We start from the raw sequence: 21713 nt of genomic DNA on the forward strand, positions 1-21713 counted from the left end.
CCCGTCGTGGCAGGGATGCCGCGCCGGGCGAGGGCCAGTGCCCGGAGGCTTATCACCCAGCGGCGGCGAAGCCTGACGTCGCCTCGCCACCCGGTGCTTCTCGCGACAGCGCTCAGGCCGCGGCCCGCTCCGCCGCGTCCCGCACCCGCGTCACCAGCGCGTCGATGGACTTGCGCGCGTCCCCGAAGAGCATCCGGGTGTTGCCCAGGTAGAACAGCGGGTTCTCGACGCCCGCGTAGCCCGCGGCCATGCCGCGCTTGAGCACCACGACGCGCCGGGACTTCCACACCTCCAGCACGGGCATGCCGTGGATGGGGCTGGCGGGGTCGTTCAGCGCGCCAGGGTTCACGATGTCGTTGGCGCCAATCACCAGCACCACGTCGGTGTGCTCGAAGTCGTGGTTGATGTGCTCCATCTCCAGCACGATGTCGTAGGGCACACCCGCCTCGGCCAAGAGCACGTTCATGTGTCCGGGCAGTCGGCCCGCCACGGGGTGGATGGCGAAGCGCACCTCCACGCCCCGCTCGCGCAGGCCGCGCGCCAGGTCGTTCACCGCGCTCTGCGCGCGTGCCACGGCCATGCCGTACCCGGGGACGATGATGACGCGGCGCGAGTCCAACAGCTCGCGCGACACCTCGTCCGCGGACAGCTCCAGCACCTCGCCCGCGGGAGGCGCGGCGCTGCTGGCCGCGGGGGCGTCGGCGGTACCGAAGCCGCCGAACACCACGTTGAGGATGGAGCGGTTCATCGCGCGGCACATGATGATGGACAGGATGGCGCCGCTCGAACCCACCAGCGCGCCGGTGACGATGAGCAGGTCATTGCCGAGCGTGAAGCCCGCCGCGGCCGCCGCCCAGCCCGAGTAGCTGTTGAGTAGCGACACCACCACCGGCATGTCCGCGCCGCCAATGGCCACCACCAGGTGGATGCCCAGCACGCCCGCCACCACCGCCACGCCCACCAGCCACGGCATTCCGGACGTGGCTTCTGCGGCCTGGATGAAGGGGAGGGCGCAGCCCGCGAGCACGCCCGCCAGCGCGAGGTTGAGCAGGTGCCGACCCGGCAGGAGCAGCGGCTTGCCCGTGACGGTGCCGCGCAGCTTCGCCCACGCCACGATGGAGCCCGTGAACGTCAGCGCGCCCACCGCCACGCCGGCCCAGACCTCCAGGAGTTGAATGACACGCGCCGCGCTCAGCGGCTCGCCCGCGAGCGCCGAGGCCGCCACCGCCATGGCGTGCTCCCCCGAGCGAGGCTCCAAGTAGGACGACATGCCCACCAGCACCGCGGCCAGTCCCACGAAGCTGTGGAGGATGGCGACCAGCTCGGGCATGCCCGTCATCTCGACGCGGCGGGCGAGCACCGCGCCCACGGCGCCACCGGCCACCACCGAGCCCACCAGGACCGCCAGCCCCAGGCCCGCCGAGTCCTCATGGCGCATCCACCACGTGAACGCGGCCACGCCCGCGGCCAGCCCCATGCCGAGCATTCCGAAGAGGTTGCCGCGCGACGCCGTCTCCTGCCGCGACAGTCCGCCGAGGCTGCGGATGAACAGCACGCCCGCCAGCAGATAGGCGATGGTCACCGTGCCGCTCATGTCCGACCTCCGTGAGCGCCGCGAGGTGTGGCGGGCGCGGCGTTCTTCCGGAACATCTTCAGCATGCGTTGGGTGACGAGGAATCCGCCGGCGACGTTGACCGCGGCCACCAGCACCGCGAGCGCGCCGAGCACCGTGGCCAGGTCAAGGCCATGGCCAATCTGGAGCATGCCGCCGACGATGATGATGCCGCTGATGGCGTTGGTGACGCTCATGAGGGGCGTGTGCAGCGCGGGCGTCACGCTCCAGATGACCTGCCAGCCCACGAAGCACGCCAGGATGAAGACGGTGAAGTGCTTGAGGAAGTCCTCGGGCGCGAACCGGCCGAGCGCGAAGAGCACGCCAATGGTGAGGAGCCCTCCCAGCGTGCTGCCCCACGCGCGGCGCGCCGGATTGTTGAGGTCCGCCTGCTCGGGCTTCGCGTCCGGAGGCGGTGGCTGCACCACCTTGGCGACCGGAACGGGCGGGGGTGGCTCCTTGCGTGGCGGGGGCGGCAGCGGCACGCCCTGGTGGAAGAGCAGGGCCGGCCGGATGACCTCGTTGTCGAGGTCGAGTCGGAAGCCCTGTCCACCGCCCATCTCCTGGAGCAGGTGCACCAGGTTGTTGGCGAAGAATCGGCTCGCGGTGCCGGCCATGCGGCTGGCCAGGTCCGTGTAGCCAAGGATGCGGATGCCGTTCCACTCCACGACCTGTCCAGGGACGGTCAGCTCGCAGTTGCCGCCCTGTTCGGCGGCCATGTCCACCACCACCGCGCCCGGACGGAGCGCGGACACCACGTCGCGCGGCAGCAGCACGGGGGCCTTCGTGCCGGGCACGAGCGCGGTCGTGATGATGATGTCCACCTCGGCGGCCTGGCGTCGGAAGAGGGCCATCTCCGCGTCGATGAACTCCTGGCTCATCACCCGCGCGTAGCCGCCCGTGCCCTCGCCGCTCTCCTTGATGTCCACTTGGAGGAACGCCGCGCCCAGGCTCTCCACCTGCTCCTTGGCCGCGGCGCGCGTGTCAAAGGCACGCACCTCGGCGCCCAGCGAGCGGGCCGCCGCGACCGCGGCGAGTCCCGCCACGCCCGCGCCAATCACCAACACCCGCGCCGGAGGCGTGGCGCCCGCCGCTGTCATCTGCGGCCCGAAGAAGCCCTGGTAGGCCTGCGCCGCCTCGATGACCGCGCGATAGCCCGCTAGATTGGCCATCGAGCTGAGCACGTCCATCTTCTGCGCGCGCGTGACGCGAGGGACGCGCTCCAGCGCCAGCGTGGACAGCTTGCGCTCCGCCACGCCCGCGGCCAGCTCCGGGTGACGCTCCGGCTGGAGGATGGCGATGAGCGTGGCGCCCTCGCGGACCCGCGCTGTCTCTTCGGGGGAGGGGGCTCGCACCTTCACGAGCACGTCGGACGCACCCCACACCTGCTCCCGAGGCGCCAGGGTGGCTCCCGCGCGAACGAACGCCTCATCGGGGATGTTGGAGGCGAGTCCCGCGCCGGGCTCCACCTGGATGTCAAAGCCAAGCTCGCGCAGCTTCTTGACGGACTCGGGAGTAGCCGCCACGCGGCGCTCTCCCGGGACCGTTTCCGTCGGTACACCGATGCGGATGGTCATGTTGGGCGCCGCAGCATAGCGGTGCCGCCGTCGCATGTTGTCTTTTCAAACACTGACGCGGTGCGTGAGGGGTTGGCCGCAATTCCTTGCGCCGCAGCGCGGCATGGGCCAATGACAAGCGGGGCGCGGGCCGGGAGGCGTCATGCGTGGGTGGGGTTGGCTAGTCTGGGCAAATGCCCCGTCCTCCCCATTTCTCTCCTTCGGTCTCGGTGATCCCTGGCGCGGTCTATTCCTCGCAAGCGGAGCGGACGCGCTCGTGGAAGGGGGAGATGTATCCCTTGCATGTGGGGGACACGTGGCTGTCGCCCGCGGAGGGTTGCCACATGGAGGACCTTCGCGCGGCGGACCATCCCGGGCTGCACCGGTATGCCCCCATCCAGGGCCTGCCGTCGCTCATTGATGCCATCGTGGAGCGCACGCGGATGCGGACGGGCGTGGCCACCGAGCGCGAGGACGTCCTGGTGACGACGGGGGCCACGGGCGGCCTGGGCTCCATCATGGGGGCGCTGCTCGCGCCGGGCGACGAGGTGCTCCTGCTCGCGCCGTACTGGCCGCTGGTCGCGGGCGTGGTCGCCTCGTTCCACGGTGTGCCCGTGGCGGTGCCGTTCCTGGACGTGAAGGGACCGGAGGAGTTGGTGGCGGCCGTGCGTGCGAAGGCAGGCCCGCGCACCGTGGCGCTGTATGTGAATACGCCCAACAACCCCACGGGCAAGGTGTTGCCGCGCGCGTGGGTGGAGGCGCTGGTGGAGGAGGCGCGCCGCCAGGGCTGGTGGCTCATCGGAGACGAGGTCTACGAGGACTACGTCTATGCGGGCGAGCACGTCTCCACGCGGGCGCTCGCGCCGGAGCGCACGTTCTCCGCGTACTCGTTCAGCAAGGCGTACGGCATGGCGGGCAATCGGTGCGGCTATGTGGTGGGGCCCACCGAGGCCATGGGGCACCTGCGCAAGGTGAGCACGCACAGCTTTTACGCCACGCCCACCGCGGCTCAGGTCGTGGCCACCCGGGTGCTGGGGAGCGTGGGGGATGCGTGGGTCGCGAATGCCTCGGCGCGCTACCGCGAGGTGGGCAACGAGGCGGCTCGACGGCTGGGCGTGCCTCCCCCGGAGGGCAGCACCTTCCTCTTCCTGGACGTGTCCGCGCACCTGGATGCGCGCGGACTGCCCGTCTTCCTGGATACCTGCGCTGAGCGGGGCCTCTTGCTGTCCCCGGGCCCGTCCTTCGGGCCGTTCCCCCACCACGTGCGCCTGTGCTTCACCTGCGTGCCCCCGGAGGTGGCCCTGCGCGGGGTGGACGTGCTGGCAGGGCTCCTGTCGCCACGCCGCTCAGCAGGTAGGTGAGTGTGCGTCGAAGGTGTGTTCCGGATGTCCCGAGCCGAAAATAGGGTCAGGAATGTACTTCCGGGCCCCGAGGTTCCACTTCCAACCCAAGGTCACGGGGCTTTTTAGATGAGGCCCACTAGGCAAGTGCCTCGAAACGTGACACATGGCAACGGCCGCACGAGCTTCAAGTCGAGTGTGGCCTCCGGCTCAATTCATGAAGCCGGAAAAGAAAGAAGAAGAGCAAGAGTAATGGCGACTGGTACCGTGAAGTGGTTCAACGACGCGAAGGGCTTTGGTTTCATCATGCAGGATGGCGGGGGCGAGGACCTCTTCTGCCACCACAGCGCGATCCAGACCCAGGGCTTCCGCTCCCTCCAGGAGGGCCAGAAGGTGGAGTTCGACGTGGCCCGCGGCCCCAAGGGCCTGCAGGCGCAGAACGTCCGTCCGGTCTGAGACAGTTCGCGTCCTGAACGACAAAGGCTCAGCCCTTCGGGGGCTGGGCCTTTTTCTTTTGCGGGCCGCGCCCCCTCGCCTACAGGAAGAGCGTCGGGTCGAACTCGTCCACGTTGACCGGGAGCATGCGAGGCAGCGGGCGCTGGAACACCTTGGCGTTCAGCTCCAGGTCCAGGATCTTCAGGCCCGAGGGGACGAGCTCCCGGAAGCGCTGGCTCACGTACTCGCGCAGGCCGAGCACCGCCACCTGCCGGCCCTCGTCCAGCAGGGGCTTGAGCGCCTCGGCGAAGTCGGCGCCGTCATGACTGGCGAGCGCGACCGAGGCCTTGGGGCGCTGAGTCCGAATGGACTCCAGGAGCTTGAGGACGCCCATGTCGACCACCTTCTGGTCCGGGCGGCCGTGCAGCAGCGCCACCTCGCACCCAGCGGACTTCAGGGCGCGCACGAAGCCAATCATCGCGTCGGGGAGCTGCTCCCCCTTGGCGTTGAGGACGACGATGCAGCGCACCGGGGTGGGGAAGTAGCTCTCGCAGAACGTGACGAGGCGATCGAACTGCACCCGATCCAAGGGTTCGGGGCGGCGCCCCACGATGTTGGACACGGCCCAGTCGATGTTCTCGGCATCGATGAGCACGTAGGTCGCTGCGGGCTGACGGACGGAATTCATGCCCGGAGGATACGCGGGCCCGCGGGAGGAAGCCGGGCGATTTCCCACGCCCGGCTCCCCGCACCTCAATCCCGGAGCCTCACGGCGCGGGTGCGTGCGCCACGCCCGACTCCTCGTCCTCATCCTGCGCGGGGCGCGAGTCACCGCGCAGCCGCTGCATCAGCACGTAGAGGCCGGGGATGAAGATGAGGTTGACGACGGTGGACACCAGCATGCCGCCGAACACGGCCGTGCCCAGGGAGTTGCGCGAGGCGGCGCCGGCGCCCTTGGCCGTCATGAGCGGCACCACGCCCAGGAGGAAGGCGATGGACGTCATGAGGATGGGGCGCAGGCGCACCTCGGCGGCCGTCACCACCGCGTCGAGCGCGCTCTTGCCGCTGGCGCGAAGCTGCTCGGCGAACTCCACGATGAGGATGGCGTTCTTGCTGGCCAGACCCACCAGCATCACCAGTCCCACCTGGCAGAACACGTCATTGGCGTAGCCGCGCGCCAACTGCAGCGCGAGCGCGCCCATGATGGCCAGGGGCACGGACAGGATGATGACGAAGGGCAGGGTGAAGCTCTCGTACTGCGCCGCGAGCACCAGGAAGACGAACAGCAGGCCGAGCCCGAAGATGATCATCGTCTGCCCGCCGCTCTCCTTCTGCTCCAGGCTGATGCCGGTCCACTCGGCGCTCATGCCCTGGGGCAGTCGCTGGGTGGCGAGCGTCTCCATGGCCTCGAGCGCCTGTCCAGAGGACACGCCGGGCGCGGCCTGTCCGTTCACCTCGGCGGCGCGGAAGAGGTTGTAGTGCCGGATGACCTGCGCGGAGACGGTGGGCTTCACCGTCACCAGGGACTCCAGCGGAATCATCTGCCCGCTGTCGCTGCGCACGTAGAAGGCGCCGATGTCCGCTGGGCTGTCGCGGAACTGCTGCTCGGCCTGGACGTAGACGCGGTACGTGCGGCTCGCGTAGTTGAAGTCGTTGACGTACTGGCTGCCCATGTAGAGCTGCAGGGTGCCGAACACCTCGCTCATGGGCACGCCGAGGGCCTTGGCCTTCTGCCGGTCCACCTCCACGTCCAACAGCGGAGTGTCCGCGTTGAAGGCGGTGAAGACGCCGCGCAGCTTGCTGTCCGAGTTGCCTCCCGCCACCACATCCTGCGTGGCGGACGCCAGGTCGTCCAGCGAGTGGTTGCCGGCCGTGTCCTCGACGATGAACTGGAAGCCGCCCACGCTGCCGACGCCGCGGATGGCGGGGGGCTGGAAGGGCATGACGCGCGCGCCGCCAATCTTGCCCAAGGGACCGCGCAGCCGCTCCACCAGCGCGGCCACGGACTGGCCGGGCTTCGTGCGCTCTTCCCACGGCTTCAGGGTGGTGAAGAGGGTGGCGAGGTTGGGGCCCGTGCCCTGGAACGAGAAGCCGCCGATGACGAACATGTTCGCCACCTCGGGCTGCGCGCGCAGCACCTGCTCGGCCTCGGCCAGCACCTTCTCCGTCTGGGCCAGGGACATGCCCTCGGGGCCCTGCACGGAGATGATGAGGTAGCCCTGGTCCTCGTCCGGGATGAAGCCGGTGGGCGCCGAGCGGAACAGCATCACCGTGCCGCCCAGGCAGGCGAGGAACGCCAGCAAGACGATGAGGGGGTGCTTGAGCAGCCCGCGCAGCGCCGCGCCGTAGGCGTTCTTGGTCGCGTCGAGCGCGCGGTCCACCCAGCGGAAGAACACCCACTTGGGGCCGTGGTGGTGCTTGAGCAGCAGGGCGCTCAGCGCGGGCGTCAGCGTCAGCGCGCAGAAGGTCGACAGCGCCACGGACGCGGCGATGGTGAGCGCGAACTGGCGATAGATGGCGCCCGTGGTGCCGGGGAAGAGGGCCACCGGGACGAACACCGCCACCAGCACGATGGAGATGGCGATGACCGCGCCGGCCACTTCCTTCATGCCCTCGCGCGCGGCCTGCCTCGCCGTCAGGCCCTTCTCCGCCATCAAGCGCTCGATGTTCTCGATGACGACGATGGCGTCATCCACCACGAGGCCCGTGGCCAGCGTCAGGCCGAACAGGGTGAGGGTGTTGATGGAGAAGCCGAGCAGGTGGACGAACGCGAACGTGCCCACCAGGGAGACGGGCAGGGTGAGCGCGGTGATGAGCACGCTGCGCCAGCCGTGCAGGAACAGGAAGATGACCAGGATGACGAGCGCGATGGCCTCCACGAGCGTCTGGATGACCTCGTGGATGGAGGCGCGCACCGCGAGCGTGGTGTCCGTGCCCGCGCGGTACTCGAGGCCCGGCGGGAACTGCTTGGCCAGGCGGTCCAGCTCGCGGAACACGCCGTCGCGCACGTCCAGCGCGTTGGCGGTGGGGAGCTGGAAGATGGCGAGGCCCACGCCCGTCTTGCCATTGAAGCGCAAGAGCGTGCCGTAGTTCTCCGCGCCCATCTCCACGCGACCCACGTCGTGCACGCGCACGAGCTTTCCGTCGGCGTCGCGCTGGATGACGATGTCGCCGAACTCCTCGGGCTCCACCAGACGGCCGTGCGCGCGCACCGCGAGCTGGTAGGGCTGATCATCGGCGGACGGCGGCTGCCCCACCTGGCCCGCGGCCACCTGGAGGTTTTGATCCTGCAGCGCGCGCACCACGTCCTGCGGCGTCAGGTTGCGACGCGCCAGCTCGGTGGGGTCCAGCCACAGGCGCATGGAGAACTTGCGCTCGCCGAAGATGCGCACGTCGCCCACGCCGGACACGCGCTTGATGGCGTCCTTCAGGTTCACGTCTGCGTAGTTGCTGAGGAACTTCGCGTCGTAGCGGTTGTCCGGGCTGGAGAGGCCCACGGTCAGCAGCATCTGGCTGGAGGCCTTGTTCACCACGATGCCCGTCTGGTTCACCTGCGAGGGCAGGCGGGCGGCGGCGCGGCTCACGCGGTTCTGCACGTCGACGGCGGCCACCTCGATGTCGCGCGTGGGCGCGAAGGTGACGGTGATCTGACTGGTGCCGTCGTTGCTGCTCGTGGAGGTGATGTAGCGCATGCCCTCCACGCCGTTGAGCTCCTGCTCCAACGGAATCGTGACGGCGCTCTCCACCACCTCGGCGCTCGCGCCGACGTAGGTGGCGGTGACCGTCACCTGGGGCGGTGCCAGGTCGGGATACTGCGCGATGGGCAGCGAGGGGATGGCGATCGCCCCCACCAGCGTCAGGAGGATGGAGCAGACGGCCGCGAACACGGGCCGGCGGATGAAGAAATTGACGAACACGGCTTGAACGCCCTCATTCTCTCTGCGGTGTCCGGGCCGGACGCACTGGCGCCCACGGCCCGGTGCCTCGGATTTCGCTCAGCGGCTGCCCCCGGCGGGACCGCCACCCGGCGCCGTCGTCGGAGCGGCGGCCGGAGGCGCCTCGGCGCGGGCGGTCTGCTTCACCTTCACGGCCGTGCCATCTCGCAGCGCGTAGAGCGAGGACACCGCCACCTGATCTCCCGACTTGAGGCCGGCCTCGATGACGTAGGCCATGTCGCCCAGGGTGCCCAGGGTGATGGGCCGGCGCTCGACGACCGTCTTGCCGCCCTTGTCCTGCACCACGAGCGCGAAGGGCTGGCCGCTCTGGCGCACCACCGCGAGCGCGGGGAGCTGGAGCGCATCCCGCGTGGAGTAGACGATGCGCGCGCGCACCAGCTCGCTGGGGCGCAGGCCCACGGTGTTGCGGAAGGCCGCCTTCACCTCCACGAGCTGCGTGCGTGGATCCGCCTGGGGCGCCACGAAGAACACGGTGCTGCTGAGCATCACCTTGCCCTGGCCGTCGAGCACCTCGAGCAACGTGTCCGGCTTGAGCGAGCGGGCACGCGAGGCGGGCACGGACACGCTGACCTCCAGCGCGTCCGCCTGGGCCACGCTGGTGACGGGCGTGGTGGCGCCCACGAAGTCACCCAGGCGAACGACGACGTCGCCCACGGTGCCCGCGAAGGGCGCGCGCACGACGTGGTACTGCAGCTGCACCTGCTTCTGCGCCACCTGCGCCGCGGCCGAGCGCGACGCGGCCTCGGCCGCCTGCACCTGGGCCTGTACGGCCTCCAGCTCCTGGCCGCTCGCGAGACCTTCCTTGTAGAGCGCCTCGGTGCGCGTCTGCGTGCGCCGCGCCAGCGCCAGGTTCACCTCGGACGAGCTGTGCTGGGCCTGGGCGCTGTCGAGCGCGGCGGTCTCCTCGCGCGAGTCGACCTCCAGCAGCGGCGCTCCCTGCTCCACCTTCTGCCCGGGCTTCACGTGGATGCGGCGCACGTAGCCGGCTACCTGCGGCAGCACCGTCACGCTCTGCCGCGACAGGAGCGAGCCCAGATATTCGCTCGTGTCCCGCACGGGCGAGGGCGCCAGCGTGAGCACCTCCACCTCGCGAGGGGGCGGCGCGGCAGGAGGCGCCGCCTTGCCCGTGCATGCCACCGCCCCCGTCATCAGGGACGCACACCACACCGTCTTCACCAACGCCGTCAGGGGGCGCACCCTTCTCACCAGTCGCACCGGGCCTCCGTCAGGAAAGCGTCCAGGCGCGCCTGGACAAGCTCGAACTCACGCAACACCAAAGTCAGATCCGCCTGGCGCAGGGCCGCGCCGCTCTGGACCAGGTCCAGGCTGCCGCCCCGGCCCACCTCGAACGCGCGGCGCGTCAGCCGGTCCGTCCGGTCCGCCAGGTCGCGGGACTCCGTCGCCGTCTTCACCAGCGCCTCGGCCACCTCCACGCCTCGGCGAGCCCGCGCCACTTCAATCTCCACCTCGCGCCGCGCGCTCTCCAGCGCCTCGGCGGCTTGCCGCTCCACGCCCGCGCGCTCGCGCACCAGGCCCTCGCGCAGTCCACCTTCCCAGATGGGTACGGTGAGCACCGCCGCGATGTTCCAGGTGGCCACCCGGCCGAAGCCTGGATCCGTCGTGTATCCGACAGTGTTGCTCGTCACCCCGAGCGTGGGCAGGTAGCCCGCGGACGCCTGCCGCTTGCTGTCGTGGGCCGCGTCCACCTGCGCGCGAGCGGCCACCAGGTCCGCGCGGGCGTTCACCGTGTCGAGCGGCGCGCAGACAGCCCGCGCGTTGTCGACCAATCCCTGCAACTGGAACGCGGGGCTCACGCCGATGGCGTGGTCGAAGCCGAGCGATACGCCCAGCGCCTCGCGGGCACGACGGAGCTGCTCGTCCCCGGAGACGAGCGCGCCACGTGCCACGGCCACGTCCTGGTTCACCCGCACCACGTCGAGCTGATTGCTCGCGCCCAGCTCGAAGGAGCGCTGCGTGAGGGCGGAGCGCTCCAGCGCTTGCCGCAGGCCCACGCGGTTGATCTCCGCGGCGCGCTCGGCGGCCACCGTGGCCACCAGCGTCTGCGCGAGCCCCAAGGTGAGGCGCCTGCGCGTGTCCTGGAGGCTGGCGACCGCGCTCTTCTGCCCGGACGAGGTCGACGACAGGCCTCGCCAGGCGCTCACGTCCACCACGGACTGCGTAAGCGACGCGGTGGCGGTACCCAGCGGCGAGGTGAGGGTGCGTCCCGTTCCCGCCGCGGTCGGACTTGCGCTTGGGGTATCGGGGTTGAGGACATCGTAGCTGACGCTCGCGGTCAGCCGTGCATTGGGCAGCAGCGCGGACAGGGCCTGTCGCCAGCGACCATCGGCGCGCTCGACGCCGGCCTCGGCGGTGTGGAGGTTGGTCGAGTTCTCTCGAACCAGGGTCAGCGCCTCATCCCAGGTGCCGACCTGCTGCGCCGCCGGAGCGACGGGCGCGAGCATGGGGTCCTCCACGGTCGGCTGGAAGGGCACCGGTGGCGAGGCCGGCTCGGCTTGGGGCGAGGCGGCGGCGAGCACCAGAATCAGTAGGGAGGCGGAGTGCATACCTGGCGGGAGAGGTGGGTGCAGCGTGTTCGGTGGTCCCCCCAGGCTGCGGACAGCGGCGGGGATGTAATTGACAACTGTTGTGGTTCGCAATCATCTTTTCGCGCAATGACCCTCGCGGAGCAAGTGGGCGCGTTGAAGCGCGTCATTGGTCGTCTGGTGCGGCAACGTGTGGGAGAGGACACCAGCCGTCCGTTCATGCAGCTCCTCGTCCTGAAGGTCGTCGAGACTGAAGGGCTGCGGCACCAGTCGCTCATCGCGGAGCGGCTCATGGTGGACGCACCAGCGGTGAGCCGCCTGGTCGATCGACTGGCGGAGGATGGGCTGATCGAGCGCCGGGCAGGGACCAACCGGCGGAATGTCCACCTGGAAGTGACGGACGCGGGGCGCCGAGAGCTGAAGGTGCTGCGCGCGGGGCTCCTGTGGCTGGACGCCGAGGCCCGCCAGTGCCTCACCGACGCGGAGTTCCGGCAGCTCACGCACCTGATGCAGAAGCTGCACACGGGGCTGGCCCAGCGGTCGTCGAGCGGATCGCCGGCCGCCGATGGAGCGGCCTGAGCGGTCGCTTCAAAAGGGCGCGGGTCGCTCGAAGTCGAGGCGCTGCCCTGTCACTGGATGGCAGAACGACAGCGCTTCGGCATGCAGGAAGAGGCGCGCGTCCGCGTGTCCGTAGAGGCGGTCTCCCACGATGGGCGCGCCGAGCCCGAGCGGATGGGCTGCATGGACGCGGAGCTGGTGTGTTCGTCCGGTGAGCGGGAAGAAGGCCACGCGTGTGCGCGACGGCTGTCGTTCCAGCACCTGCCAGCGGGTCAGCGCGGGCTTGCCGTGGACGGGGTCGTGGATCTGCCGAGGCCTGTCATCGAGGTCGACGCGCATCGGGAAGTCGATGACGCCGCGCTCTCCTTGGACGCTCCCGGCGACCCAGGCGATGTAGCGCTTGGTGACCTCGCGCAAGGTGAACTGACGCTGCAGCTCCGCATGGGCTTGGGCATGCAGCCCCGCGACGAGCAGGCCCGAGGTGTCGAGGTCGAGCCGATGCACGAGCAGCGGCCCTGCCGCGCTCGGATGGCGCTCCCTCAGTCGGGTCAGCACGGAGTCCGTGAGGGCGCTGTCCCGGCCGGGGACGGAGAGCAGCCCGGCGGGCTTGTCGAGGACGACCACGGCCGCGTCCTCGTAGACGATGTCCAGCGGTGCCGGAGGATGTGCGGGGGGAATGAACGTGCGCGGTCTCGCGACCGACAGGCCCTCCAACATGAAGGGCAGCAGGGGACCGCACTTGTCTCGGCACGCGGCGTAGTACGCGCCACTCGCGCGGCCTCCCGCGCTGGGCGGCGCGCCCCACCAGAACTCGGCGAGCGCCACGGGGCGAAGTCCCTGCGCGAACGCATGCGCGAGCAGCTTCGGTGCCGCGCAGTCCGCCGCGCCCGAGGGTGGCTCACCCGGCAGGTACAGCTCACGCAAGGCACGCACCTGCCCGCGCGCATTGGGGACGCGATAGCTGTCATGGATGCGGCGCATGAGCTCGCGACAGACGATGTGCCGCAGTCGCTCCAATGCGCGCAGCCGGCGCTCCGAGCGTCGCGCGCGGGGGAGGATGCTCGCGCGCTCCTCGTCGTGCCGTGCTTCCATGCGACGGCGCTCGGCTTTGTCTCCGCGGCTCTCCTGGTCGAGCGCGTGAAGTGCCTCGGCCCGTGCGGGCACTGGCAGGCTCACGGTCAGCTCGGCCCGACGCGCGTGTCGCTCACGGCGCCTGGCTTCGTGCTGCTCGCGCAGCGTCGCGCGCTCAGTGGCATGGCGGGCGTCGAGTCCAAGCAACTCCGCACCGAGTGCCTGATGCTCCGGTGAGGTGCGATGAGCCTCGGCGCGTGCGAAGAGTGCTTTGACTTCGGCCTCGCCGGGAATCTCGACGCGGGCGCGGGCCTTCGCATCGAAGAGGGGCGGGACGAAGCCCTCGTGCTCCCACTTCCCGCCCAGCATCCCGGAGAACGCGCGGGTGAACCCGAGGCGCCCATCGGGGAGCGCCACGACGAGCACGCCGAACATCTTTCCGTCCTCGGGGCCTTCGAGCACGGTCGTCGCGAGTCCCGGCGCGAGCTGGCCCGCGCGCAACTCGGCTTGCATGCGCTCCGCCGCCAGGCGGGCCAGTGGAGCGGGGCCCAGCTCATCGAAGGGACTGGGGAAGTCCCCGGGGTCGCGCGAGTCCGTCGCCGGGGCATCGAGGAGGGTGATGCGCGTGTCCACGGCGCTTGGCTAACACGGGCCGGCGCCGACGGGGAGCACGCACGTGGTTGGGTGGATGGGTCCGAGCGACCCTGCTCACCGAGCGACGCACCGGCCGTCCACCAGCCGAGGCCGGGGGTGACGGGTGAGTCCGCAGTTGGAGTGCAGTCCCACGGCCTGCTGCCAGTCGCGCTCCGCCTGCATGAGGGCATCGAGCTTCGCTTGGAGGGCCGGAACGTTCGTGGTGCGAGTGCAGTAGGCGATGAACTCGCGAGGGCCGCCACACGCCTTGTGGCCGAAGCCCGCCACTTCGCACTGCGTGACTTCTTCACAGCCGCTCGGGTTCGCCAGGGCTCGCGCCTCCTGTGCGAGCTGGTCGGCTCGAGACTTCAACTCAGCGGGCTCGGTCGCATGGGCTGTCCCCACGAGGAACATCAGCGCCGCGCTCTGTGCCCACCACCTGCTCCACGGTCGTGACAAGGCGAACCTCCGAGATGGCGAGAGGACGGAGCCTGCTGGGCGGAGATTCAACGGTCGCCCTCACGCGCTGCAACGCCGTGGCTGAAGAGGAGCCGCGGGGATTCGACGAGTCCCCCATCCAATGGAAACGCGCCGGAGGGAGGCAGCTCCCGCCGGCGCGTTCGTGACCACTTATCGATGGGGTGACACTCGGGCGGGACGCACTTTCCCGCCCGAGCAGCTCCGAGGCGCCAGACTCAGCGCCTCGGAGGAGGGGCCGACATCAGGCCGCCCGGTTGCGACGGCGACGCAGGGCGACGACCTGCGCCAGCGCCAGGAGGCCGGCGTACAGACCCGCCTCGCCACCGGAGGCCGCGCTGCAGCCGCCGCTCTCCGCCTCGATGACGACCGTGACGGGGGCGGACGTCACGGTGTTACCCGCGCTGTCGACGACGACGGCGGTGAGGGTGTGCGTCGTGCCCGACTTGGCGCCCCGGCTGTCCCACGAGCCGGACACCGTGGCCGTCTTGCCCGAGGCGATCTCCGTGCCGTCCACGAACAGGGTGACCTTGGCGATGGTGGTCCCCGGCGCCGTCGTCGCCTTGGCGATGACACTGACGCTGCCGGACACCTTGGCGTTGTTCGTCGGGCTGGTGATGGCCACGGTGGGGGCCGCGTACGGCGACACCGTCGTCTGCGCGGAGGCCGTGAGGCTCGTCTGCGCCACGTCCGTGAGGGTCAGCGTCTGCGCGCCGCCCGTCTTGAACGTCACCTTCGCGTCCGTCACCACGCCCGCCGCGAACGTCACGGTTGAGGGCAGCACCGCCGCCGCGTCCGTGGACGTCACGCGAGCCGCGCCCGTGTACTGCGTGCAGGCGTTGTCGTACGCGTCGAAGGCGGCGGCGGAGAACGAGGTCTCCTGACCGGCCGCGGTGGTCGCCGCCAGCGTGACGGTGTAGCGGGCGGGGGCGGCCGGAGCCACCGTGAACGCCGCGCTCGTCGCGCTGGAGACACCCGTGCCGCTCGCCACCAGCGTGTAGCCCGTGCCGGCCTTGCGCAGCGACACCGTCTTGAACGTGGCCACGCCGTTGACGGAGTCGGCCTCGAGCGTACCCAGCAGCGAGCCCTGGGCGGCATTCGCGCCCAGCGCCAGCGTGACGTGGACCGTTCCCTCGGTGACGCGCTGACCGGAGGCATCGCGCACCTCGACCTCAAGGGTCGACAGCGTCGCGCCCGCCTGGATGTTGCCCGGAGCCGCGCGGAAGGCGAGCTGCGTCGCCGCAGGCGCGTTGACGCGGAAGGTGGACGAGGTCGCGGCGGCCGTGCCCGTGGCCTCCGCCTTCAGCGCGTAGCCCGTGCCCGCCTTGGCGACGGACAGGCCCGTGAAGGTGACCACGCCGTCCACGGCGTTCGCCGCGGTGGTGCCGCTCAGGGTCGCGCCCGCCGCATTGACGAGCGACAGGGTGACCCGCGTCGTGCCGTGCGTCTTGTTGCCCTGCGCATCGAGCACCGCCACGCGAGCGGAGAACGCCTCACCCGTGGCGAGCACCGCCGCCGGGCCCTGCTCGAACACGAGCTGAGCCGCGACGCCCGGCTGCACGTCGAATGCGGCCGTCGTCGCGCCCGTCAGGCCATTGCCACCGACCGCCAGCGTGTAGCCCGTGCCCACCTTGTTGATGGACAGGGTGCTGAAGGTCGCCACGCCGTTGACGGCCGCCACGGAGGTGGCGCCGGACAGCGTGCCGCTGCTCGGGTTGTTGCCGAGCACGACGGTGACGGTGGTGCCACCCTGGGTGACCAGGTTCCCCGCGGCGTCCAGCACCTGCACCGAGACCGCCGGGGCGATGGCGCTGCCCGCGGCCACGGTGGAAGGCTGCTGCACGATCGCCACGTGGTGCGGCGCGCCCGGAGCGATGTCGAAAGCGCTGCTGGTGGCGCCCGGCACGGAGCCGGTGCTGGCGACGAGCGTGTAGCCCGTGCCCGCCTTGGCGATGGACAGGTTACCGAAGGTCGCCACGCCCGCCGTCGTCGCCACGGTGGTGGTGCCGGACAGCGTCGCGCCGACAGCGCCACCCTTCAGTGCGACCGTGATGGAGGAGGCGTCAACGATGGCGTTGTCGAAGGCATCCACGACAGCGACCTGGAGCGCCGGAGACAGGGTCGTGCCCGCGGTGCCGTTGGAGGGCTGCGCGCGGATGGCCAGCTTGGCGGCCGGAGCCGCGGCGATGGCGAAGGACTCGCTGGTCGCGTTCGGGAGGCCGTTGCTGGAGGCCACGAGCGTGTAGCCCGTGCCCGCCTTGGCGATGGACAGGTCGCTGAAGGTCGCCACGCCGTCCACGGCCGCCACGGAGGTGGTGCCGGAGAGGGTGCCGCCCGTGAGCGTGACGGTCACCTGCTGCGTGCCGTGCGTGGCGTTGTCGAACGCGTCCACGAGGGCAACCTGGAACGTCGGCGACAGGGGCGAGCCCGCCGTCCCATTGGAGGGCTGCGTGCGGATGACGAGCTTGGCGGCCGGGCCCTCGGCGATGGCGAAGGACTCGCTGGTCACACTCGGCAGTCCGTTGCTGGAGGCCACGAGCGTGTAGCCCGTGCCCACCTGGGCGATGGACAAGTCGCTGAAGGTCGCCACGCCGTCCACGGCCGCCACGGAGGTGGTGCCGGAGAGGGTGCCGCCCGTGAGGGTGACGGAAACCTGATCCGTGCCGTGCGTGGTGTTTCCGAGCGCGTCCACGAGGGCGACCTGGAACGCCGGCGACAGGGCCGTGCTCGCGGTTCCGTTGGACGGCTGCGTGCGGATGACGAGCTGGGTGGCCGGGCCCGCGGCGACGTTGAACGCCGCGCTGGTGGCGTCAGCGAGTCCCGTGCTGGAGGCCACGAGCGTGTAGCCCGTGCCCGCCTGGGCGATGGACAGGTCACTGAAGGTCGCGACGCCATCCACGGCCGTCACGGTGGTGGTGCCGGAGAGCGTGCCGCCCGTGAGCGTGACGGTCACCTGCTGCGTGCCGTGCGTGGCGTTGTCGAACGCGTCCACGACAGCCACCTGGAACGCCGGAGACAGGGTCGTGCTCGCGGTGCCGTCGGAGGGCTGCGCGCGGATGACGAGCTTGGCGGCCGGGCCCTCGGTGACGTTGAACGCCGAGCTGGTGGCGTCAGTGAGTCCCGTGCTGGAGGCCACGAGCGTGTAGCCCGTGCCCACCTTGTTGATCGACAGGTTGCTGAAGGTCGCCACGCCGTTGACGGCCGCCACGGTGGTGGTGCCAGAGAGCGTGCCACCCGAGGCGCCGCCCAGGGTGAGCGTGACGCTGTTCGTGCTCGACGTCGCATCGTTGCCGAACGCGTCCTTGAGGCCGACCTTCACGACCGGCGAGAAGGCGGTGCCCGCGACGGCATCGCCCACCGTGGACGTGAACGTGAGCGACTTGGTCGCCCCCGGGGTGACGGTGGTGTTTGCCGTCGCCGTGAACGTCGCGTTCACCGTGTCCGTCGCGGTGACGCTCTGCGCGCCCAGGGTGTGGAACGTGATGGCGACGTTGGTCGCCACGCCCTGCGTGAAGGTGAGGTTGGCCGGCAGCTCCGCGTTCGTGTCCGTGGAGGTGATGGCCGCCGTGCCCGTGTAGCCCGTCGCCACCAGGCCCAGCGCGTCAACCGCCTTCACGGTGAAGGTCGCGGGCGAGCCCACCGGCGTGGTGCCGGACAGACCGCTCAGCGTGTAGCCCACGGCCGGGCCCGCGTTCTGCGGCTTGGTCGTGCAGCTCGCCACACTGTCCGCGACGAGGTTGACGTTGTCGAGGTAGAGGCCCTCGGCCACCGTCTTGCTGCCGCTGTAGAAGCGGAAGCCGAACCACACCGTCTGGCCCGCCAGCGCGTTGAGGTTGACGGAGACCGCCTTCAGCGCGCCGTTCGCGCCCGCGTTGTTGTTCGTCCAGACGCGAGTGGTGGGGGTGCTGGTCAGCGCGCCGTCATAGCCACCGGCGGTGATGTACGGCGCGTTCGCCGTCACCGTGTCGGGGACGTTGGTCCAGGGACCGCTCGCGCCCGTGGTGCTGTACGTAAGGTAGGCGCCGTCCCACAGGTTCTCGAACTTGTACCAGACGTTGAACGACAGCGTCGCGGCGGTGGTGCCCGCCGGGATGGCGAAGCCGTTGATGCCCGCCGTGGTGCCGTTGCCGCCCAGCGCCAACGTGGTCGCCGTGTTGATGGGGTAGGTGCCGCCACAGTTCGCCGTGGCCGCGCCGAAGCGATACGACTTCGTCGCGGACTGGTAGTGGCAGTTCGTGACGATGTTGAGCGTGTTCGCGTTGCCCGTCTGCGCCGTGGCAATCCAGTACGCGGCCGCGTTGGCCGGACGGTTGCTGTCGAAGTCGTCGCCGTAGCGCAGGCCCGGAAGCGAGGCGCCGTACGGCGTGGCGGACTTCTCCACGGTGTTCTTCTCCTCGACTGCCGCACCGGCGGTCTCCGTCGCGCGCACCACGTAGTAGTACCGGGTGCCGGACGTCAGCTGCGCGTCATCCGCGAAGGTGGTGGCGGTGAGGCCCGTGGCGATCCGCGTGTCCTCGGACGGCGCGAAGCCCGCGGTGGTGGAGCGGTAGACGGAGTAGCTCAGCGTGCCGTCGCAGTGCGGAGTGCCCGCGGACCACGACAGCGTGTCGGCGCAGACACTGGCGCCAGCGCTCGTGGCCGAGGTGAGACCATCGAAATCGGGCTGCAAGGTGCACAGGCCCGTCGCGGTGGCGGAGACCTCGTCCGAGGCGGCGGACTCGGCGCAGACGACGCCGCGGACCACGTAGAAATACTGCGTACCGCCGGACACGCTGGTGTCCGAGTACGCCGCGCTGGTGGTGGTGGCGATGCGCGTGTACGGGCCGCCCGCAGTGGTGGCGCGGTAAACGTTGTAGGCCGTGGCGTCGTTCGCCGCCCAGGCCAGGTTGATGACGTTGTCGCCACCCACCGAGGCCGTCATGCTGGTGGGCTGTGCGGACGTGTCGTTGCAGCTGTTGTAGACGATGAGCGCGAAGTCCTGATCCAACGCCGGGGTGTTGTTCGGCACGCCGTTGGAGTTGATGTTCGCCGCCGTCACCGTGACGGTGAAGGCTCCCGACACGCCCGCGGGCAGGAAGACGCTCTCCACGTTGTTCTTGTCATCCGCCGTGCCGCCCGTGACGGAGTCGCCCTTCGCGAAGACGTTGCCCTTGTAGCTCTTCCCCGCGACGTCCACCGTCAGGTTCAGGTTGTTCTTCCAGGCGCTGCCCGTCGTGGAGCCCGGCGCGTCCGTCCAGGCCAGCGTCACGCGGAACGGCTTGCTGGAGTCCTTCACCGCGCCCGTGAAGACGCGCGTCTGGCCCGTGGCGGTGAAGAGGTCCTCGGGCGTCTGGTCCGCGAGCTTGCGGGCGACGCCGTCGAACGCCATGCCCAGGTCCATCATGCCCATGCCCTGGTTGTTGGAGTACAGGTCGTCGTTGGCGTCCGTGCCTGTCAGGTAGCGGGCGGAGTTCATCAGGTACGCCTTGGTCATCGCCGCGCTGGGCGGAGCGATGCCCTGGTTGATGAAGTACTGGCGCACGAGCGCCGCGCCACCGGCGACCGCCGGCGTGGAGTGGCTGGTGCCGGACGAAGCCGAGTACCACTGCTGTGTCGTGGGGAAGAATTGGGAGTTGCTGGGACCGCCGCAGACGCCATCCCCAATCGCGATGAAGCAGGAGAGCGCCTTTCCGTTGGGGAAGGCCGGCGGGTTCGCGCGCTGCTCCGCGCTCTGCGCCACGCCGCCCGACACGTGCGTGCCCGGCGCGACGATGTCCGGCTTCTTGCGGCCGTCCGTCGTGGGGCCGCGGCTGGAGAACCCGACCATGTCGAGCGCGCTGTCCGCCTCGCTGTCGGGCGTCTTGCATCCGTCCTCGCCACCGAAGGACTGCACGTTCTCCGAGGCGCCCACCGTGATGACGTTCTTCGCCGTGCCGGGGGTGCCCATGGTCTTCGTGTCGGGGCCCGCGTTGCCGGCCGCGAACACGATGACCATTTCCTGGTTGCCCGGCGCCGCGACGGCCGCGCCCGTGGGCTGCGCGTCACGCACGAGGGTGTCGTACCGCTGCGCGTCGGCGTCGTAGATGTTCTCGTCCGCGCCCCAGCTGTTGCTGCTGATGCGCATGCCATCCCGGTACGCGCGCGACTGGAGGTCCTCGTAGTCCGCGTCGGTCCAGTCCGGATCGAACACCACGGACGCGCCCACCTTCACGAACGGGGCAACGCCCAGGCCGTAGTCGTAGCCCGCCGCGTCCGCGAACGGCGCGCCGGTGCGGTTCGAGTAGCCCGCGATGATGTGCGTGTTCAGGGTGCCGTGACCGTCGCAGCCCTGGATCGTGCTTCCCGAGTTCGGCGTGCCCTCGAGGCGGCTGTACACCACGCGGCTCGTGCTGGTGATGTCTCCGCCCAGGTACAGGCCAAAGTGGTTGGGCGTCGTCGTGCCGTTGTCCAGGCCGCTGTCGCTGACGTCCACGCCAAAGCCCGAGGCGGTGAACTGCTCCTGCGTGAAGCCCTTGGACGCGAGCCACGCCAGGTACCCCGGCCCCGTGGGGTTCGTCCCGTTGAGGTGACCGGAGACGATCATGTTCTGCCGCTCGTCGAACTTCCGACGGGCCGCCCGCGGGTTGACGGAGAACACGTCCGGACGGGAGACCAGCTCGTAGACCGCCTCGCGGTTCACGTAGGCCACCACGTTCACGTAGTCCTGGCTCTCCTGCACCACCGGCTCGCGGTACTGGAGCTGCCGGAGGAGGTTCAGCGTGAGCGCGTTCTCGGACGCATCCTTGACGAGCTGGATGCTGTAGACCTTGGCATCCGAAGACTGGATGGACGGGTGCAGCTTGTAGTCGGCGAGGTAGTCGCCGTTCCACTGGATGCCCGAGCCGACGCGCGACACGTGCTTCTGGAGGCCCGAGAGCGTGGGCGCGTCGCCGTAGACGATGTATGCGTTGTTCGGGATGTACGTCACGACCCGAACGCCCGTGGCCACCAGGGCCTGGTACCACTCGGGCCGGACGGGGCCCGCGAACTGCACGATGTGGAAGCCCTTGCCCACGGGCGCCGTCAGCGCGCGCAGCGACTTGCCATGCGCCGAGGACGTGTCGAGCGTCCCCGTGTTCAGCAGGATCTCGTTGTAGTCATCGCGGATCTCCGCGTCCTGGGGCAGGGTGCTCGCCACGGACTCGTTGACCTCGAGCACCTTGAAGGCGCCGTAGTCGCCCACGACCTTCGCGCCCTGCTTCTCCAGCTTGGCGGCCGACGCTGCGCTGAGCTGGACCTTGTGGGTCGCTCCGCTGCTCGACGTCTCATCCAAGGGAGTGGGTTGGCCATCCTGGCCCGCGCCGTGACAACCCAGGGTCGTCGCCAGCCAGACCGCGCCCAAGAGCTTCGCGGCGATCGCGGTCCGGGAGCTCCCGGACCGTCGCGTTGCAGATTGCTTCTTCAAGTGAGGCCCCGCATGTCGGGCCGCGACCTGTCATCCAATTCGCCGGCCCGTGTTGCTCCAGCGGATCAATCCCGCCGGAGCGGATTTGGTACCATGCATGGGACGGAAT

General features: G+C 70.1%; 12 protein-coding genes. 3 read left to right on the forward strand and 9 right to left on the reverse strand.

The window, feature by feature from the left end:
- Positions 1–112: 112 nt before the first annotated feature.
- Both JGU66_23845 and JGU66_23850 read right to left on the reverse strand, forming a co-directional pair.
- On the reverse strand, positions 113–1594 hold the full coding sequence (locus tag JGU66_23845) for an NAD(P)(+) transhydrogenase (Re/Si-specific) subunit beta (protein ID MBJ6763817.1): 1482 nt from the start codon (positions 1592–1594) through the stop codon (positions 113–115).
- Entirely contained in the window at positions 1591–3189 is a 1599-nt protein-coding gene (locus JGU66_23850; GenBank protein ID MBJ6763818.1) for a Re/Si-specific NAD(P)(+) transhydrogenase subunit alpha, read from the reverse strand. Before JGU66_23850 ends, JGU66_23845 begins: the two co-directional genes overlap by 4 nt.
- 173 nt (positions 3190–3362) lie before the next feature.
- Here JGU66_23850 and JGU66_23855 point away from each other — a divergent pair, with 173 nt between their 5' ends.
- Together JGU66_23855 and JGU66_23860 are read left to right on the forward strand one after the other, a co-directional pair.
- Entirely contained in the window at positions 3363–4529 is a 1167-nt protein-coding gene (locus JGU66_23855; GenBank protein ID MBJ6763819.1) for a pyridoxal phosphate-dependent aminotransferase, read from the forward strand.
- Positions 4530–4760: 231 nt separating this feature from the next.
- A complete protein-coding gene (locus JGU66_23860; GenBank protein MBJ6763820.1) occupies positions 4761–4964 on the forward strand; it encodes a cold-shock protein in 204 nt (67 codons plus the stop codon).
- Between the two features lie 79 nt (positions 4965–5043).
- Here JGU66_23860 and JGU66_23865 read toward each other — a convergent pair whose 3' ends face one another.
- The 4 genes from JGU66_23865 to JGU66_23880 form a co-directional block, all read right to left on the reverse strand.
- Positions 5044–5631 (reverse strand): NYN domain-containing protein, encoded by a 588-nt coding sequence (locus JGU66_23865; protein MBJ6763821.1) that lies wholly within the window; start codon positions 5629–5631, stop codon positions 5044–5046.
- 79 nt (positions 5632–5710) lie between these two features.
- Complete coding sequence (locus tag JGU66_23870; protein ID MBJ6763822.1) at positions 5711–8860, reverse strand: multidrug efflux RND transporter permease subunit; 3150 nt, start codon at positions 8858–8860, stop codon at positions 5711–5713.
- Positions 8861–8938: 78 nt separating this feature from the next.
- Positions 8939–10048, reverse strand: a complete 1110-nt coding sequence (locus JGU66_23875) for an efflux RND transporter periplasmic adaptor subunit (GenBank protein MBJ6763823.1) — start codon at positions 10046–10048, stop codon at positions 8939–8941.
- A gap of 53 nt (positions 10049–10101) precedes the next feature.
- On the reverse strand, positions 10102–11463 hold the full coding sequence (locus JGU66_23880) for a TolC family protein (protein ID MBJ6763824.1): 1362 nt from the start codon (positions 11461–11463) through the stop codon (positions 10102–10104).
- A gap of 108 nt (positions 11464–11571) precedes the next feature.
- On the opposite strand from JGU66_23880, the gene JGU66_23885 reads away from it, so the two are divergent.
- Positions 11572–12021, forward strand: a complete 450-nt coding sequence (locus JGU66_23885; protein MBJ6763825.1) for a MarR family transcriptional regulator — start codon at positions 11572–11574, stop codon at positions 12019–12021.
- Between the two features lie 9 nt (positions 12022–12030).
- Here the strand turns inward: JGU66_23885 and JGU66_23890 are convergent, their stop codons facing one another.
- The 3 genes from JGU66_23890 to JGU66_23900 form a co-directional block, all read right to left on the reverse strand.
- The gene (locus tag JGU66_23890) at positions 12031–13584 is read right to left on the reverse strand and encodes an RluA family pseudouridine synthase (protein ID MBJ6763826.1); all 1554 of its coding nucleotides are present in this window, start codon (positions 13582–13584) and stop codon (positions 12031–12033) included.
- 195 nt (positions 13585–13779) lie between these two features.
- Entirely contained in the window at positions 13780–14118 is a 339-nt protein-coding gene (locus JGU66_23895) for a hypothetical protein (GenBank protein MBJ6763827.1), read from the reverse strand.
- A 307-nt stretch (positions 14119–14425) separates the two neighbouring features.
- The gene (locus JGU66_23900) at positions 14426–21604 is read right to left on the reverse strand and encodes a S8 family serine peptidase (protein MBJ6763828.1); all 7179 of its coding nucleotides are present in this window, start codon (positions 21602–21604) and stop codon (positions 14426–14428) included.
- Positions 21605–21713 lie beyond the last annotated feature (109 nt).

The sequence above is a fragment of the Myxococcaceae bacterium JPH2 genome (assembly GCA_016458225.1).
In the GTDB taxonomy this organism is placed as follows: Bacteria; Myxococcota; Myxococcia; order Myxococcales; family Myxococcaceae; genus Citreicoccus.

Bases quoted from the DNA above. Each gene is read 5' to 3' on its own strand.
- JGU66_23860 (MBJ6763820.1), top strand. From the start codon at position 4,761: ATGGCGACTGGTACCGTGAAGTGGTTCAACGACGCGAAGGGCTTTGGT.
- JGU66_23875 (MBJ6763823.1), bottom strand. From the start codon at position 10,048: ATGACGGGGGCGGTGGCATGCACGGGCAAGGCGGCGCCTCCTGCCGCG.
- JGU66_23890 (MBJ6763826.1), bottom strand. From the start codon at position 13,584: ATGCAAGCCGAGTTGCGCGCGGGCCAGCTCGCGCCGGGACTCGCGACG.
- JGU66_23845 (MBJ6763817.1), bottom strand. From the start codon at position 1,594: ATGAGCGGCACGGTGACCATCGCCTATCTGCTGGCGGGCGTGCTGTTC.
- JGU66_23885 (MBJ6763825.1), top strand. From the start codon at position 11,572: ATGACCCTCGCGGAGCAAGTGGGCGCGTTGAAGCGCGTCATTGGTCGT.
- JGU66_23895 (MBJ6763827.1), bottom strand. From the start codon at position 14,118: ATGTTCCTCGTGGGGACAGCCCATGCGACCGAGCCCGCTGAGTTGAAG.
- JGU66_23850 (MBJ6763818.1), bottom strand. From the start codon at position 3,189: ATGACCATCCGCATCGGTGTACCGACGGAAACGGTCCCGGGAGAGCGC.
- JGU66_23880 (MBJ6763824.1), bottom strand. From the start codon at position 11,463: ATGCACTCCGCCTCCCTACTGATTCTGGTGCTCGCCGCCGCCTCGCCC.
- JGU66_23865 (MBJ6763821.1), bottom strand. From the start codon at position 5,631: ATGAATTCCGTCCGTCAGCCCGCAGCGACCTACGTGCTCATCGATGCC.
- JGU66_23855 (MBJ6763819.1), top strand. From the start codon at position 3,363: ATGCCCCGTCCTCCCCATTTCTCTCCTTCGGTCTCGGTGATCCCTGGC.